The following is a 15123-nucleotide window of genomic DNA, read 5'->3' as shown; positions in this document are numbered from 1 at the left end:
GAGAGGCTGTGCCATTGGCCGAGCAGGACGGCTTTGAACATGGAGAGCAAAGGATAGGCGGGACGGCCGCCGTTGTCGCGCACGTAGCGGGTTTTGCGGCCGGCGAGGTATTGTTCGATGGGTGTCCAGTCAAGAATACGGTCGAGTTTGATGAGTGGGAAGCGGTCGAGATGTTTTTCGATGTGGTTGAGGGCATCGGTGTGTAAAAAGCTGCTCATGAACAAAATCCTCTAAATTCTCGGAGTTTGATGTGAGTGGGAATTTAGAGGATTTTTGAGGGTTTTGCAAAGGTCTCGGCCTTTTTTGGTTTGTTAGCGGATTGACCATATTGCATTTTGAACGGCAGCCCCATCCGTAGGTTTAGCAAAAATATCAGGCCGTCTGAAAAACAGTTTTTCAGACGGCCTGTGTTTCATAACGCATACGCCAACGCGTGTTTTCAATCTTGATTGTTGCTGTCGTTGTTTTCTTTGCCGGCGATATGCTGACGCCAAAAGCGTCTTCCAAACCAGACAAGTGCGATCAGCAGCCAAAGCGGCCATGCTGCTATCGTAATCAGCAGTATGTTTTGAAACAGATACCAGCCTTTTTCCAGCATCGGCAGGATTTGTGCAAAAAACGGCGGTTCAGATTGCTTGGCCAAAGCTTCGGGGTTCGGTCTGCTGCGGCGGATAACCGTTTCGGGCTGGTTGAAGTGAAGCTGTATGGTGGCGAAGTCAACTTTGTCCTGCCAATAAGCCTTTTCCAGCTCGGCGTATTCTTGTTGGGCTTTGGCGTCAAACTGCCAGCGGGTTACTTGCGCCGAATCTTTTTTGTCGGAAGGTTCTTCAGACTGCTTCACATCGGCCAATTGGTCGGCAAGCTGCTGTTGGCGCAGCGCTTCGAGTGCTTGCCGGCGCAAATCCAAGCTTACGTCTTCGGCTGAAAAATGCTGGTTGTTCAAAAATGTAATGTGTGCCTGCAAATCGCGAAGAAATTCGGAAGCATGGTCGGTGGGAATCCGCACGACCAAATCGGCGCGGTAGGTATAGCGGCTGATTTCGAGCAGCGTGCCGTCGGTTTGCGGAAAAGAATCGGTGCTACGGATGTCGGCATTAATCGTATTGGTTGCAATAAAACCGCCGTGCTTGGCAGTAAGCGTTTCTATATCGGCCGCCGTTTTGCGCGTGTCGGCGGTTTGGAAATCAATATCGGCGGTTACTGCAAGCTGCCTGCCTTCTATTTTTTGATCAACTACAGCGCTCGGTGTCAATTTGGCGGCTTGTTTGTCGGAAGACTGTTCCGCCACGGCGGCTGCGGGAGCCGGAGCTTCTGCTTCGGAAGCGTTACGGCTGCCGTTGTCGCCACAGGCGGTCAGCAGCAACGAACCCAACAATGAAATATAGGCAATGCGGCGAGTGTTCATTATTGATACTTTCATGATGAAATAAGCGGGAGAGTACGTTTTAATTGGTTTATGTATTGCAGTCAGCCGAAGCTGCGTTTTCAGACGGCATCTCTGCCAAAGTTTTCTTATGGTTGGCGGCCACGCGCATATAGTGCTGCGCCGAATACACCAAAAACGCTTTTTCGTCTTCCGTGAGCGGGCGCACCTGTTTAACGGGAGAGCCTACATACAAAAAACCGCTTTCCAACCGCTTGCGCGGCGGCACCAAACTGCCGGCACCGATCATCACGTCGTCTTCAATTACCACATCATCGAGAATCACCGTATTCATGCCCACCAGCACACGGTTGCCGATAGTGCAGCCGTGCAGCATCACTTTGTGGCCGATGGTTACGTCTTCGCCGATAACCAGCGGCGAACCGTCGGGCTTGACTGCCGTTTTGTGCGAAACGTGCAGCATGCTCAAATCCTGAACATTGCTGCGCGCGCCGATGGTAATGCTGTTCACATCGCCGCGCAGCACCGCAAACGGCCATATCGACACGTCTTGCGCCAGCGAAACCTCCCCGATCACGGCAGAAACCGGGTCGATATAGCAGCTTTCATCAATGTGCGGAACATGCTCCAGATAAGGGCGGATATTCATATCGTTCTCCTCGACGGGTAAGTGTTTTCAGACGGCCTGAAGGCTTGTTGATGTGTATTGTAGCCGAACATCGCGCATCTTAGCCCAAACAGGCCGTCTGAAAACATTGCACGGCCAAACGGCAGCGAAGCGGGTGCGTTCGGATGATCCGATTGGCCGCAAACGGCCCGATTCAGGATAAAATAAGCCGCCCCGCATTCAGATCAGATTAAAGGATTATCATGTGGCACATCATCGCCATCGGTTATCTATTCGTGGCCGTTTTATTTTCGTCCGCCCAGCCCACCATTGCCCGCGCCTTGATTTATCTCGTGTTTTGGGCGGTGCTGCCCAGCCTGTTTACCTTTTGGGTGGTTAAAACGCGGCGGCGGAACAAATTGATGAAAATACAGGAAAAACAGCATAAAACCGCAAAAACGGATAAGCACTTTTCAGACGGCCTTTAATCTTATATAATTCCGCAGTTTCCGTTTCGGCGGAATCTTTTTTATTTTATTTTTACCAACGCCCGCACCCCGCGCGAAAGGGTGCCTGCCCTAAAGCAGGTTCTATGCGACAGGGTGTATGCTTTAACCCTTTAAAGGATCATTATGTCTCAAGTTACTATGCGCCAGATGCTCGAAGCAGGCGTTCACTTCGGCCACCAAACCCGTTACTGGAACCCGAAAATGGAACAATACATTTTCGGCGCGCGCAACAAAATCCATATCGTAAACCTGGAAAAAACCCTGCCGCTGTTCCAAGAAGCGCAAGAAGCCGTACGCCGTCTGGTTGCAAACAAAGGTACCGTATTGTTTGTAGGTACCAAACGCCAAGCCCGCGACATCATCCGCGAAGAAGCTACCCGTGCCGGTATGCCTTTCGTTGATTACCGTTGGTTGGGCGGCATGCTGACCAACTACAAAACCGTTAAGCAATCCATCAAACGCCTTGAAGAAAAAACCGCGGCTTTGGAAAATGCCAACGAAAGCGGTTACAGCAAAAAAGAAATCTTGGAAATGCAACGCGAAGTTGAAAAACTGGAGCGTTCGCTGGGCGGTATCAAAAACATGAAAGGCTTGCCCGACGCAATTTTCGTGATCGACACCGGCTACCAAAAAGGTACTTTGGTTGAAGCCGAAAAACTCGGTATTCCCGTGATTGCCGTAGTGGATACCAACAACAGCCCCGACGGCGTGAAATACGTTATCCCCGGTAACGATGATTCGGCAAAAGCTATCCGTCTGTACTGCCGCGGTATGGCAGATGCCGTATTGGAAGGCAAAAACCAAGCCATCCAAGAAACCGTAGCCGCTGCCCAAGCCGCTGCCGAATAAGGCTTTTCAAAAAGGGGGCTTCATGCCCCTTTTCTCGAAACAGGCCGTCTGAAAACGCATCAAATACTACCTTTTCAGACGGCCTTACCAAGATTCACAAGCACCACAAACCGTGCTTGCCCCAATTTCTAGGAGATTCAAAATGGCAGAAATTACTGCAAAAATGGTTGCCGACCTGCGTGCCGCTACCGGTCTGGGCATGATGGAGTGCAAAAAAGCACTGGTTGAAGCCGAAGGCAACATCGAAAAAGCCGAAGAAATCCTGCGCATCAAATCAGGCGCCAAAGCCGGTAAACTGGCCGGCCGTACCGCTGCCGAAGGCGTATTGGCTTACGCTATCGAAGGCAACGTAGGCGCTTTGGTTGAAGTAAACTGCGAAACCGACTTCGTAGCAAAAGATGCCGGCTTTGTAGAATTTGCGAACTTTGTTGCCAAAACCGCCGTTGCTAAAAAACCGGCTACTGTGGAAGAGTTGAGCGGGCTGGTTGAAGAAGAGCGCAAAGCCATCATCGCCAAACTGGGCGAAAACATGTCTGTACGCCGTTTCCAAGTGATCGAAACCGCTAACAGCCTGACTGCCTACATCCACGGTGCTCTGGCTACCGAAGGCGTATTGGTTGAATTCAAAGGCGCCGAAGACGTTGCCCGCAAAGTAGGTATGCACATCGTTGCCGCCAAACCACAATGCGTGTCTGAAGCTGAAGTAGACGCGGAAACCGTTGAAAAAGAACGCCGCATTTACACCCAACAAGCCATCGAATCAGGCAAACCTGCCGAAATCGCCGAAAAAATGGTTGAAGGCCGCATCAAAAAATTCTTGGCTGAAGTTACCCTCAACGGCCAAGCATTCGTGATGAATCCTGACCAAACCGTAGCCCAATTCCTGAAAGAAAATGGCGCGGAAGTTATCAGCTTCGTACGTTACAAAGTAGGCGACGGTATCGAAAAAGCCGTTGTAGACTATGCTGCCGAAGTAGCCGCCGCTGCGAAAGTATAAGGCTTATGAAAAACAAAGCACTCAGATTCTTATCGAATCGGGGTGCTTTTTTTTGAGGACATTTTTCAGACGGCCTGCCGTTTATAGCAAAAAAACCGCAGGCCGCAACGTTGGCAACGGGCGGAAAACAAACCGTCCGAGATTTGACTTAGTGCTTTGAAAAGCCCTGAAAAACGCACTACAATCAGTGCAGTATCCGTTCCCCGAAACATGATAGGCCGTCTGAAACGGTTTCAGACGGCCTCCCCGCAACCTGAAGAAAGCAAGGTATCCCATGACACAGCAAACCAAATACAAACGCGTTTTATTAAAACTTTCCGGCGAAGCCCTGATGGGTAAAGACGCTTTCGGTATCAACCGCGACACCATTATGCAGATTGTCGGGCAAGTGAAAGAAGTCGTGGACATGGGCGTGCAGGTGGCCGTGGTGATTGGCGGCGGCAATATCTTCCGCGGGGTAGCCACCCAAGCCCAAGGTATGGATCGCGCCACCGCCGACTACATGGGTATGATGGCTACCGTGATGAACGCGCTGGCCTTGAAAGATGCTTTCGAATCGTTGGGCATCAAAGCCCGTGTGCAATCCGCCTTGAGCATGCAGCAGATTGCCGAAACCTACGCCCGCCCCAAAGCCATCCAATATTTGGAAGAGGGCAAAGTGGTGATTTTCGCCGCCGGCACAGGCAACCCTTTCTTCACCACCGACACAGCGGCTTCTTTGCGCGGTGCGGAAATGAACTGCGACATCATGCTCAAAGCCACCAATGTTGACGGCGTTTATACCGCAGATCCTAAAAAAGATCCGTCGGCCACCCGCTATCAAACCATTACTTTCGACGAAGCCATCAATAAAAACCTGCGCGTGATGGACGCCACCGCTTTCGCCCTATGCCGTGAGCAGAAGCTGAATATTGTTGTATTCGGTATTGCCAAAGACGGCGCATTAAAGCGCGTGATTGCTGGAGAAGATGAAGGCACATTGGTGCATTGTTGATTTTATTCCAGTGATCAAGGCCGTCTGAAAAATTCAGACGGCCTTTCTTTTTGACGGATTTATGTGGACGGATTTATTTCGCCAATTCTTGATCAATTTCTTGATATAAATCGGAAAAATTCGGCTCTCCTACAAAGGTTTTCAATAGTTCGCCTTTTTTGTTCACAAAAAACGAGGTAGGGGCAACTTGAACGCCGAACGCCTTGCCTGTTTTTCCGTCGGCATCATACATCACGGCAAAGGGCAGCTTGCGTTCTTCGGCATAATTCACCACACTCTCAATCGGGTCGTAAGGCAGGGAAATGGCGATAATTTGGAAATCTTTGCCTTGATAATCTTGCGCGGTTTTAATCAGTTTCGGCATTTCGCTCACACAACCCGGGCAGGAAGGATACCAAAAATTAATCAGGGTAACTTTGCCCTGTAAATCTGCATTACTGATGGTCCGGCCTTGTAAATCGGGTAGAGAGAAAGCGGTAACGGGTTGGTTTTTCGGCCATAAAACAAAAGCAAGTAAAGCGGCTATGGCCACGGCAGCAAAAATGGGAAAGATTTTTTTCATGATGGTATGTGTTGGGAAAGAGAAGTGGATAATTCTGAAGGTAAATCGGTTGCCCGGCCGTTCGGGCCGACGGGCACTAAAGTGATTTCCGCTTCGGCAACGGTTTTTCCGGTATCGGCGCGCACAATGGTTTGGGTGAGCACAACCTGACGCGCCGCAACGGTATCAACGCGGGTATGGATGTTCAACTGCTGTCCTTCTTGTGCGGCGCGACGGTATTGTATGTTGATGCGTACCACCACCATCATCAAACCGTCGAGCCGGTTCAACAGGTTATGTTGCTCAAAAAACGCCCAGCGCGCTTCTTCGAGAAATTCGAGATAGCGCGCGTTGTTGACATGGCCGTAACCGTCTAAGTGGTAGCTTCGTACCCGTATAACGGTCATGGTATCAATTCAGGGTGATGGGTTGGAAAATTTCACGCCCCAACGGTTCTTGTTCCAAATCGGTTACCACGGTAGAAAGTTGGATATCGAACCATTCGTTGAAAATATCGGCATCCAAATCGGGCCAAAGGCTTTCGTCTTCACACCAATCGGCCAGTTCGGCTGCAAAAATCTGCTCGAAGCGGGTTTCTATCTCGTCCCACACCTCATCTGCGGTTTCGCAAGGGCGAACCAGATAGGAGTTGGCATCCGACTGCAAATCTTCCAGCGTGATATCCATAGGGGTTTCGGGCAGCGATTGCAGCCAATTCCAAAACGGCTCCAACGGGATCAGTAAAAATACGCTGCGGTTTACTTCATACATGGCTGTGCTCCTGCGGGTAATGGTAGAAATGATATAGCAAAGATATGGGAAAATCTATACGGCTTACCCGAGGCCGTCTGAAAACGTTCAGACGGCCTCGGGCTATTCGTAAACCATCATTGACCAAATCATGCTTTGCATCGGATACCGAGCTGAAATCCGGCGCTATGGTTTTGAATCATTCGCGATGGTAAGGATGGTTGTGCAAAATCGACACGGCGCGGTAAAGCTGTTCGGTAAGCAGCACGCGCACCATGCCGTGCGGCAAGGTGAGGCTGGATAGGCGCAGCATCAGCCGTGCCTGCTGTTTGAGGCGGTCGGTCATGCCGTCCGCCCCGCCGATCACGAAGCAGACGTGTTCGCCGTTTTGCTGCCAGTTTTTCAGGTGCTCCGCCAATTCGATCGAAGTGGGCGCTTTGCCGCGCTCGTCCAATACCACCAAAAATGCGCCTTGCGGCACCGCTTCGAGAATGCGTTTTTCTTCCGCCGCCATGCCCTGCGCGGCATTCACGCCTGCGCCACGTTTTTCGGGCTTGATTTCTTTGAGGGTGTAGTTCACGTCGCGCCCGAAACGTTTGGCGTATTCGTTTACGGCTTCGTCCACCCAGCGCGGCATTTTGGTGCCGACGGCTAAAACGGTAATATTCATGGCTCTTTCTCTTGCGGAAAATCCGCTGTGATAATGATGAGGCCGTCTGAAACGGTTTTCAGACGGCCTCATCATTAAGGTTAATAATGCGGCGGTATCTCATCGAGCAGGCTGTACGGCTCGCCGTTGCCGCTGCTTTTTTCCTGCATCCGCTGATACAGCAAGCGCAACTGCCCTTGCTGTAAATCAAGCGTTTGCTGCATCTTGGCAATGGTGTCGTTCAGGCTGGCAATCAGGTCTTCCTGTAAGGCCGTCTGAATTTCCAGCTCGGTAACGCGTGCTTCCAAATCATTCATTACAACACCATCGCGGCAATCCAGCCGGAAACCATCAGCGGCAGGTTATAGTGCAGGAAGGTGGGAATCACCGTATCGCGCACATGGTCGTGCTGGCCGTCCACATTCAAACCGGCGGTGGGGCCTAAAGTGGAATCGGAAGCGGGCGAACCGGCATCGCCCAATGCGCCCGCCGTGCCGATCAAAGCCAAAGTAGCCATCGGCGAGAACCCCATGCTGATACACAAAGGCACATAAATGGTGGCGATAATCGGCAAGGTGGAAAAAGAGCTGCCGATGCCCATCGTAACCAGCAAACCCACCAACAGCATCACAAAAGCCGCCATGCCTTTGTTGCCGGCAAACATTTCGGCTGAAGTCTTAACCAACGGCTCAATCTGGCCGGTGGCTTTCATCACTTCGGCAAAACCTTGTGCCGCAATCATGATAAAGCCGATCATCGCCATCATTTTCACGCCGTCGTTAAACACCGTATCCGCTTCGCCCCAGCGCACCACGCCCGCCGCCATAAACACGGCGAAACCGACCATCGCGCCCAGCAGCAGCGACCCCGCCCACAACTGCACCACAAAAGAAATCACAATTGCCAGCAAAGCCACCATGCTGCGGTAGGTGGAAATTTTCGGCTGCACGGCTGCCTGATGATTCGCTTCCACATCTACCGATGTATTTTGGTAAGCACGCGGACGGCGGTAGCTGACGAACACCGCAACCAACAAGCCCGCAATCATGCCCAATGCGGGAATGGTCATCGCTTGAACCACATTGATATTGTCAACATTCAAACCGGCTTTATTGATGTTGCCGACCAAAATCTGTTTCAAGAAAATTTCGCCGAAACCCACCGGCAGCCACATATAAGTGGTAACCAAACCGAAAGTCATCACACAGGCCAGCAAGCGGCGGTCGAGCTGAATGCGGTTGAATACCAGCAGCAGCGGCGGAATAATCAGCGGAATAAACGCAATATGAATGGGAATCAGGTTTTGGCTCATCACGCTCATAGCCAGCAAGGCCAGCAGCAGCCCCCATTTAACTACATTCACGTTGCCCGGCACATTGTCGCGCACGCGGCTGTTGTCTAAGCGGCGGATAACGGCATTGGCCAGCGTTTGCGGCAAACCCGAATGGGCGATGGCCACGGCAAACGCACCCAGCATGGCGTAGGAAAGCGCAATCTGCGCACCGTTGGCCAAACCGGTTTGAAACACTTCCATGGTTTTCGTTAATCCCAACCCGCCGGCCAAACCGCCCGCCAAAGCCCCGAGCAGCAGGCTCAGCACCACATGCACCCGCGCCAGCGACAAGATCAGCATCACGGCAACGGCAATTACAACGGCATTCATATTTTCATTCCCTTTGTATCTTTCAGACGGCCTCATATACCGTCAACCAGCATACTCAACCATTTTCTTGAGTGTGGAAAACCCATGGTTCGAAAAGAGGCAAACTCCCGGTTTCTTTTTCCTGTCTTCGGTTATATTCGGGGTAAAACCCATTAAACTAAACTTCAAACAAAAACCGGCCTGTTTGCTCCCGCTTAAGCTATGTCGTCAGTTAGCGCACGACACGGTCAAAACCATGAAAACAAAACCACATGATTTTACTCGCCATTAAGCAAGTTTACAAACATAGCCGGCAGCTGTTGTATCTTTAATCTAATCTGTGTAGCGCATAACAAAGACCTTTGTAAAAAAACGGACATATTTGTTACCGCTGTGCTGCTGTGCCTTGAATTGTGCCGCAGGCGGTGTTGGCAAAGCTCTCATCACGGCATTATTGATGAACTTTTGAGTAAAGCAGCAACTATTGATATCTGCTTGTTAAAAGACAAATAAAAAAGCACTTTCGAAAGAAAGTGCTTTTTTAAGAATTTGGTTGCGGGGGCAGGATTCGAACCTACGACCTTCGGGTTATGAGCCCGACGAGCTACCATGCTGCTCCACCCCGCGGCAGATTTGTAATTATATGGATGCTATATATTGTTGTCAACAGTTATCAACACTTTTTTCTGCGTAAGGCTGAAATATTGTGTTGCCGACCGCATCCGCTACATCAAAAATAACGTAGCCAATCCCAAGAAAATGAGAAAACCGCCGGAATCGGTAACCGCAGTAATCAACACCGAACTGCCCAGCGCGGGGTCGCGTCCTGCTTTTTCCATCGCAACGGGAATCAGCACGCCGACAGTCGCCGCCAGCAGCAGGTTGAGGGTCATTGCGGCAATCATCACTAAACCGATGCCGAAATTATCGTACAGCAACCATGACACCACGCCCATTACCGTGCCCCAAATCAGGCCGTTTACCAAAGCCACACCCACTTCTTTTTTCAACAGCCGCCCGGCTTGCAGGCCGGAAAGCTGCCCCATTGCCATTGCCCGAACGATCATGGTAATGGTTTGGTTGCCGGAGTTGCCGCCGATACCGGCCACAATCGGCATTAACGCGGCAAGGGCAACGATTTTTTCGATGCTGCCTTCAAACGCGCCGATCACGCGGCTGGCGATAAATGCGGTGCAGAGGTTGATGGCCAACCACATCCAGCGGTTTTTCACCGAATCCAGAATCGGCGCAAACAAGTCTTCTTCCTCTTGCAAACCGGCCATGTTCAACATATCGGCTTCGGTTTCTTCGCGGATTACGTCCACCATTTCATCGATGGTAATGCGGCCGATCAGCTTTTTGTTGCCGTCCACAACGGGGGCGGTTACCAAGTCGTAACGCTCAAACGCCTGAGCCGCTTCTTCCACGTTGTCTTCCGGGCGGAAGCGCACCACGTCGGTGGCCATCACATTTTCCACCAACTCTTCGGGGTCGGCCACCAGCAGTTTGCGGATGGGCAGCACACCTTGCAATACGTCGTCGTGGTCAACCACGAAAATTTTATCGGTGTGGTCGGGCAGGCTTTCAAAACGGCGCAGATAACGCAACACCACTTCGCAAGCAACATCGGCACGGATGCTTACCAGCTCGAAGTCCATAATCGCGCCGACTTGGTCGTCTTCATACGACATTGCCGCCTGAACTTGCGCACGCTCTTCGGCATCACGGGTTTGCAGGGCTTCATACACCACTTGGTGCGGCAGGTCGCCGGCCAGCTCGGCCAACTCGTCTGCATCCAAATCGTCTACCGCCGCCAGCAGCTCCTCGTTATCCATCGACTCGATCAGCGTTTCGCGAACGGCATCGGATACCTCCAGCAAAACTTCGCCGTCTTCCTCGGGCGCGGCCAAATGCCATACCAGCGTACGTTCTTTGGGCGGCAACGATTCCAGTACATTGGCCACGTCTGCCGGATGCAGATCATGCAATACGTTGATTAATTCGGCCAGTTTGGTGTTGAGTTCAACATCTTCGATAACCCCGCCTTCTTCGATTTGCGAAGAAAAAGGCAGCAAGGCTTCGGAAAGCTCGTGAATGCGCTCGATATCGAGCGGCAAACGCTCTAATTCGGTTTGAGTCGGTGTTTCTTGCTCGATGCTCATAAATACTCCGCCCGCCTGTATTGCGGGAGCAGCATTCAGGCAGGGTGATTAAATGATAGGGTTGTGCGACGTTAATAATGAACTGGGAAGGTCCATAGCATGCGCCTGCTTTGTGCAGGTCTTGAGTTGGAAACGGCGCATATTCTACACCGATTCAGCGTGCTTTACCAATGCTTACACAAACAGGCCGGGGCCTTTGCAAAACCGCCATTTGCGGCGCATTTCTGCGTTGTGCACCGTTTGCTCTGAACCGCATCCGCATTCGGAGATTTGGTAAAGGACTCAGGCCGTCTGAAAGCAGGCTTGGCATGTTTTGCCAAAACTTGCTTATCTGTTTCAGATATAAGCTTTCAGACGGCCTCACATCAAAAACACTTCATTAAACGGATCAGCGATTAGGCAGCCCCGGCAATCACAATGTATAATCAACTAACTGAATATATTAGATAAAGCACTATGAAACCCAAACTGATTATCTTCGACTGGGACGGCACTTTGGCCGACACTACCGGCCCGATCATCAACACTTTCCAACAAACCTTTTTAGACTGCGGTCTTACCGCTCCCGAAGCCGATACGATACGGGCTTTAATCGGCTATAACCTCGTTACCATCATTCACAGACTTGTTCCCGATGTCGACCTGCATCTGAAAGAACAGCTTGCCGAAACCTATGCGCACCATTATCTGAATCCCAATAATCACAACATGCGCCTCTTCGATTCCGCACTGCCGTGCCTGAACAACTTAAATGAGCAGGGTTATTGGCTGGCCGTGGCTACCGGCAAGGGGCGCAGCGGGCTGGATAAAGCCATCGCCCAAACCGACACCGCTGATTTTTGGTTGGCTACGGCCTGCGCCGGAGAACAACCCTCAAAACCTGCGCCCGATATGGTTTTCACGCTGTGCGACGAATTGGGGTTAAACCCTGCCGACGCTCTTGTTGTCGGCGATACGACTTATGATTTGGAGATGGCTGCGAATGCGGGTGCGCGGGCAGTAGCGGTTGCCACCGGTGCACATTCGCAAGAGCAGTTGGCAGCATTTCCCTGTTTGACCGTTTTAAAAGATTTATCCGAACTTCCCGGTTTCATACGCAACATGTCAAACACATAACACACTCTTCTGCCTAATGTTTTTGGTTTTCAGCTGTTCATTAGCCATGCAAGCACTTAACATTTAATTCTATTAAATCAAAGTTACATGGTTTTAAACGCCAACATAATCTTTTTTTCAATCAAAACCGAGCTTTATTTCTATTTTTTCTTATACGAAGCTTGCACTTTCAACCAATATCAATTACATTCTGTTACACCAAGTGATGTTAATCACAAGCCAAGTAAGCAAAGGCAAAATAAATAGAGAGAGAATTAAGTAGTTGTCAACATTAGCAAAACAGGCTGCCAATAAGGGCAGCCTGTTTTATGTATAGCTCGGGCGGTTAGATATTTTCACCTAACTCAAATTCGTGATAATTTCTATAATAATATTCAAAACAGCAAATTCAATCTTAAATTAACTGCTGCTTACTACACTTTACTACACAAATGCCCGTTTTCCGATTTCATAGCCAATCAACTTAGTTAAGACAGAAAGCCGGAGCAACCCCGTAGTAAAAATAAGTTGATTGTCTATATTGCATAAGGGCGCAGGCTTAGCGGTTCAGTATGATTTGCAGCACAAATTTGCTTCCTACATAAGCCAGCATCAGGCTTAAGAAGCCGATGATGGTCCATACCGCCGCCTTCTTGCCCCGCCATGCAGTCATGCCGTGTTTCAACAGCAAGCCGCCGTAAATCAGCCAAGATACTATTCCGAATATGGTTTTATGGCTGAAATGAACCGGCTGTCCGAACACATCTTCAGTAAAGAACGTGCCGCTGACAACCGAATAAGTGAGCAGCAGAAAACCCGCCCACATTCCTTGAAACATCAGCTTTTCCAAACTGAGCAACGGCGGCAGAAACGATACCAGCGGCGAAAATCTTTTTTTATGCAGATCGTGGTTGAGCAGCAAAATCAACACTGCCAGCAAGGTTACGATACCGAACAGGCCGTAGGCCAACAACGATGTGCCGATATGAAGCATAAACGGCCAATCACTGATTTGATAAGCCGACATATTGCCCGGAAACAATACGCCTAACAGCAACGACAATACCACGCACGGATACAGTAACAGTTGCAGGCCGCGCAAACAGTGAAAAAAGCTGCCCGTCCAATACATCGTCAACATCAGCCACACAATCAGACTGACCGCATAACCAAACCCCATTACCACTATGCGGTCTTGCACCACGGGCAAAAACAACACGATACCGTGTACCAACAACGCGGGGGCGAGTATGGCTAATTCGGTTTTAATCGGATAGGGCTTATCGTTGCGGGTTTTGTGGTGGAACCATACAAAGCCCGCCAACGCCGCATATACCAGTATTAAACAGACCAACACAATCGGCATGACAAACTTTCTCTTGCGTGCATATTCAGCGGCGCACGCCTAGTGTAAAATAAAATAATTTTATCAAATAACGCCCGATTCGGGCAGCTATTCTCATTATCAATGAATGTTCAAGGACAAGTATGTTAGACAACCTAACCAGCCGCTTTAGTAACGTGTTGAAAAACATCCGCGGCCAGGCCAAACTGACTGAAGACAATATCAAAGAAGCCTTGCGCGAAGTGCGTTTGGCTTTGTTGGAAGCCGATGTGGCGCTGCCTGTGGTTAAAGAATTCATCAACAGCGTGAAAGAAAAAGCACTCGGGCAGGAAATTACCGGCAGCCTGACGCCCGACCAAGCCTTTATCGGTGTCGTTAACGAAGCTCTGATCGAACTGATGGGCAAAGAAAACAGCACCTTAAATCTTGCCGCTGCGCCCCCCGCAGTAGTGCTGATGGCCGGTTTGCAGGGTGCGGGTAAAACCACCACCGTGGGCAAGTTGGCGCGCCTGCTTAAAAACGACCATAAAAAGAAAATCTTGGTGGTTTCTGCCGACGTTTACCGCCCTGCGGCAATCGAACAGCTGAAATTACTGGCCGAGCAAGTAGGCGTGGATTTCTTCCCTTCCGATGCCGGACAACAGCCCGTAGATATTGCCAAAGCCGCTGTCAGCCATGCCAAACGCCATTTCTACGATGTGCTGATGGTCGATACTGCCGGCCGCTTGGCGATTGACGAAGAGATGATGAACGAGATTAAGGCATTGCATGCTGCCGTGAATCCCGTAGAAACGCTGTTTGTGATTGACGCCATGCTCGGTCAGGATGCCGTGAATACCGCACAAGCCTTCAACGAAGCCTTGCCTCTCACCGGCGTGATTCTCACCAAAATGGACGGCGACTCGCGCGGCGGTGCGGCATTGTCCGTGCGTCAAGTTACCGGTAAACCGATTAAATTTATCGGCGTCGGCGAAAAAATCAACGGCCTCGAGCCTTTCTATCCCGACCGTATCGCCAGCCGCATTTTGGGCATGGGCGACGTATTGAGCCTGATTGAAGACGTTCAAAAAGGTATAGACGAAGAAGCCGCCGCCAAAATGGCGAAAAAGCTCCACAAAGGCAAAGGCTTCGACCTCAACGACTTTAAAGAGCAAATCCAACAAATGCGCAACATGGGCGGTTTGGAAAGCCTGATGTCTAAAATGCCTGGTGAGCTTGGCCAGCTTTCCAAACAAATTCCCGAAGGCACGGCGGAAAAAGCGATGGGGCATGTGGAAGCCATCATTAATTCGATGACGCCGAAAGAACGCGCCAACCCTGCGTTGATTAAAGCCAGCCGCAAACGCCGTATTGCCGAAGGTTCCGGCACATCTGTTCAGGAAGTGAACAAAATGCTCAAGCAGTTTGAGCAATCGCAACAGATGATGAAGATGTTCAGCGGCAAAGGCATGGCCAAGCTGATGCGTATGGCCAAAGGTATGAAGGGGATGAAAGGTATGTTCCCGGGTATGTAAGTGTTTCCGTTGTGATGGGGCAGGCCGTCTGAAAAAATGGGACTGCACTTCTTAAGTCGGGTTGGATTAGATGTCCGACTTAAGA

Annotated in this window: 16 protein-coding genes, 1 tRNA gene and 1 pseudogene; 6 read left to right on the top strand and 12 right to left on the bottom strand. The window is 50.5% G+C overall.

Annotated features, from left to right (window positions below):
- The 3 genes and pseudogenes from AKG43_RS10085 to AKG43_RS10075 all read right to left on the bottom strand — a co-directional run.
- Window positions 1-218 (bottom strand): annotated as a pseudogene (locus AKG43_RS10085) (IS5/IS1182 family transposase); the annotation flags it as partial.
- Window positions 219-439: 221 nt separating this feature from the next.
- Window positions 440-1405: a DUF4349 domain-containing protein gene (locus tag AKG43_RS10080; RefSeq protein ID WP_054600434.1), complete on the bottom strand. Its 966-nt coding sequence runs from the start codon at window positions 1403-1405 to the stop codon at window positions 440-442.
- A gap of 49 nt (window positions 1406-1454) precedes the next feature.
- Window positions 1455-2033, bottom strand: a complete 579-nt coding sequence (locus AKG43_RS10075; RefSeq protein ID WP_054600433.1) for a gamma carbonic anhydrase family protein — start codon at window positions 2031-2033, stop codon at window positions 1455-1457.
- 221 nt (window positions 2034-2254) lie between these two features.
- Here AKG43_RS10075 and AKG43_RS10070 point away from each other — a divergent pair, with 221 nt between their 5' ends.
- From AKG43_RS10070 to pyrH, 4 genes are all read left to right on the top strand, one after another.
- Window positions 2255-2479, top strand: coding sequence for a hypothetical protein (locus AKG43_RS10070; protein WP_054600432.1), 225 nt, complete (start codon window positions 2255-2257; stop codon window positions 2477-2479).
- A 144-nt stretch (window positions 2480-2623) separates the two neighbouring features.
- A complete protein-coding gene (rpsB, locus tag AKG43_RS10065; RefSeq protein ID WP_054600431.1) occupies window positions 2624-3349 on the top strand; it encodes a 30S ribosomal protein S2 in 726 nt (241 codons plus the stop codon).
- 142 nt (window positions 3350-3491) lie between these two features.
- On the top strand, window positions 3492-4346 hold the full coding sequence (tsf, locus tag AKG43_RS10060; RefSeq protein ID WP_054600430.1) for a translation elongation factor Ts: 855 nt from the start codon (window positions 3492-3494) through the stop codon (window positions 4344-4346).
- Window positions 4347-4620: 274 nt separating this feature from the next.
- Window positions 4621-5340, top strand: coding sequence for a UMP kinase (gene pyrH / locus AKG43_RS10055; protein WP_054600429.1), 720 nt, complete (start codon window positions 4621-4623; stop codon window positions 5338-5340).
- 73 nt (window positions 5341-5413) lie between these two features.
- On the opposite strand, the gene AKG43_RS10050 is transcribed toward pyrH, so the two are convergent.
- The 8 genes from AKG43_RS10050 to mgtE all read right to left on the bottom strand — a co-directional run bounded on the left by AKG43_RS10050 (window position 5414) and on the right by mgtE (window position 11084).
- Window positions 5414-5902, bottom strand: coding sequence for a TlpA disulfide reductase family protein (locus AKG43_RS10050; RefSeq protein WP_054600428.1), 489 nt, complete (start codon window positions 5900-5902; stop codon window positions 5414-5416).
- A complete protein-coding gene (locus AKG43_RS10045) occupies window positions 5899-6288 on the bottom strand; it encodes a thioesterase family protein (RefSeq protein WP_054600427.1) in 390 nt (129 codons plus the stop codon). Before AKG43_RS10045 ends, AKG43_RS10050 begins: the two co-directional genes overlap by 4 nt.
- 4 nt (window positions 6289-6292) lie before the next feature.
- Window positions 6293-6652: a hypothetical protein gene (locus AKG43_RS10040; protein ID WP_054600426.1), complete on the bottom strand. Its 360-nt coding sequence runs from the start codon at window positions 6650-6652 to the stop codon at window positions 6293-6295.
- Window positions 6653-6830: 178 nt separating this feature from the next.
- Window positions 6831-7301, bottom strand: a complete 471-nt coding sequence (gene rlmH, locus AKG43_RS10035; protein WP_054600425.1) for a 23S rRNA (pseudouridine(1915)-N(3))-methyltransferase RlmH — start codon at window positions 7299-7301, stop codon at window positions 6831-6833.
- Window positions 7302-7381: 80 nt separating this feature from the next.
- Complete coding sequence (locus AKG43_RS10030; RefSeq protein ID WP_054600424.1) at window positions 7382-7597, bottom strand: SlyX family protein; 216 nt, start codon at window positions 7595-7597, stop codon at window positions 7382-7384.
- Entirely contained in the window at window positions 7597-8943 is a 1347-nt protein-coding gene (locus tag AKG43_RS10025; RefSeq protein ID WP_054600423.1) for a Na+/H+ antiporter family protein, read from the bottom strand. Before AKG43_RS10025 ends, AKG43_RS10030 begins: the two co-directional genes overlap by 1 nt.
- 529 nt (window positions 8944-9472) lie before the next feature.
- Window positions 9473-9549 (bottom strand) — tRNA-Met (locus AKG43_RS10020).
- Between the two features lie 98 nt (window positions 9550-9647).
- On the bottom strand, window positions 9648-11084 hold the full coding sequence (gene mgtE, locus AKG43_RS10015) for a magnesium transporter (RefSeq protein WP_054600422.1): 1437 nt from the start codon (window positions 11082-11084) through the stop codon (window positions 9648-9650).
- Window positions 11085-11540: 456 nt separating this feature from the next.
- Between mgtE and AKG43_RS10010 the strand changes: the two genes are divergently transcribed.
- Window positions 11541-12200 (top strand): HAD-IA family hydrolase, encoded by a 660-nt coding sequence (locus AKG43_RS10010; protein WP_054600421.1) that lies wholly within the window; start codon window positions 11541-11543, stop codon window positions 12198-12200.
- A 538-nt stretch (window positions 12201-12738) separates the two neighbouring features.
- Here the strand turns inward: AKG43_RS10010 and AKG43_RS10005 are convergent.
- Window positions 12739-13545 (bottom strand): inner membrane protein YpjD, encoded by an 807-nt coding sequence (locus AKG43_RS10005; RefSeq protein WP_054600420.1) that lies wholly within the window; start codon window positions 13543-13545, stop codon window positions 12739-12741.
- Window positions 13546-13667: 122 nt separating this feature from the next.
- On the opposite strand from AKG43_RS10005, the gene ffh reads away from it, so the two are divergent.
- The gene (gene ffh / locus AKG43_RS10000; RefSeq protein WP_054600419.1) at window positions 13668-15038 is read left to right on the top strand and encodes a signal recognition particle protein; all 1371 of its coding nucleotides are present in this window, start codon (window positions 13668-13670) and stop codon (window positions 15036-15038) included.
- The last annotated feature ends 85 nt before the right edge of the window (window positions 15039-15123 follow it).

It is taken from the genome of Neisseria sp. 74A18, from assembly GCF_001308005.1.
GTDB lineage: Bacteria > Pseudomonadota > Gammaproteobacteria > Burkholderiales > Neisseriaceae > Neisseria > Neisseria dumasiana.
The sequence above is the reverse complement of the archived record's forward strand: the minus strand, read 5'-3'. Positions and strand labels throughout refer to the sequence as shown.

Bases quoted from the DNA above. Each gene is read 5' to 3' on its own strand.
- AKG43_RS10080 (WP_054600434.1), bottom strand. From the start codon at position 1,405: ATGAACACTCGCCGCATTGCCTATATTTCATTGTTGGGTTCGTTGCTG.
- AKG43_RS10075 (WP_054600433.1), bottom strand. From the start codon at position 2,033: ATGAATATCCGCCCTTATCTGGAGCATGTTCCGCACATTGATGAAAGC.
- AKG43_RS10070 (WP_054600432.1), top strand. From the start codon at position 2,255: ATGTGGCACATCATCGCCATCGGTTATCTATTCGTGGCCGTTTTATTT.
- rpsB (WP_054600431.1), top strand. From the start codon at position 2,624: ATGTCTCAAGTTACTATGCGCCAGATGCTCGAAGCAGGCGTTCACTTC.
- tsf (WP_054600430.1), top strand. From the start codon at position 3,492: ATGGCAGAAATTACTGCAAAAATGGTTGCCGACCTGCGTGCCGCTACC.
- pyrH (WP_054600429.1), top strand. From the start codon at position 4,621: ATGACACAGCAAACCAAATACAAACGCGTTTTATTAAAACTTTCCGGC.
- AKG43_RS10050 (WP_054600428.1), bottom strand. From the start codon at position 5,902: ATGAAAAAAATCTTTCCCATTTTTGCTGCCGTGGCCATAGCCGCTTTA.
- AKG43_RS10045 (WP_054600427.1), bottom strand. From the start codon at position 6,288: ATGACCGTTATACGGGTACGAAGCTACCACTTAGACGGTTACGGCCAT.
- AKG43_RS10040 (WP_054600426.1), bottom strand. From the start codon at position 6,652: ATGTATGAAGTAAACCGCAGCGTATTTTTACTGATCCCGTTGGAGCCG.
- rlmH (WP_054600425.1), bottom strand. From the start codon at position 7,301: ATGAATATTACCGTTTTAGCCGTCGGCACCAAAATGCCGCGCTGGGTG.
- AKG43_RS10030 (WP_054600424.1), bottom strand. From the start codon at position 7,597: ATGAATGATTTGGAAGCACGCGTTACCGAGCTGGAAATTCAGACGGCC.
- AKG43_RS10025 (WP_054600423.1), bottom strand. From the start codon at position 8,943: ATGAATGCCGTTGTAATTGCCGTTGCCGTGATGCTGATCTTGTCGCTG.
- mgtE (WP_054600422.1), bottom strand. From the start codon at position 11,084: ATGAGCATCGAGCAAGAAACACCGACTCAAACCGAATTAGAGCGTTTG.
- AKG43_RS10010 (WP_054600421.1), top strand. From the start codon at position 11,541: ATGAAACCCAAACTGATTATCTTCGACTGGGACGGCACTTTGGCCGAC.
- AKG43_RS10005 (WP_054600420.1), bottom strand. From the start codon at position 13,545: ATGCCGATTGTGTTGGTCTGTTTAATACTGGTATATGCGGCGTTGGCG.
- ffh (WP_054600419.1), top strand. From the start codon at position 13,668: ATGTTAGACAACCTAACCAGCCGCTTTAGTAACGTGTTGAAAAACATC.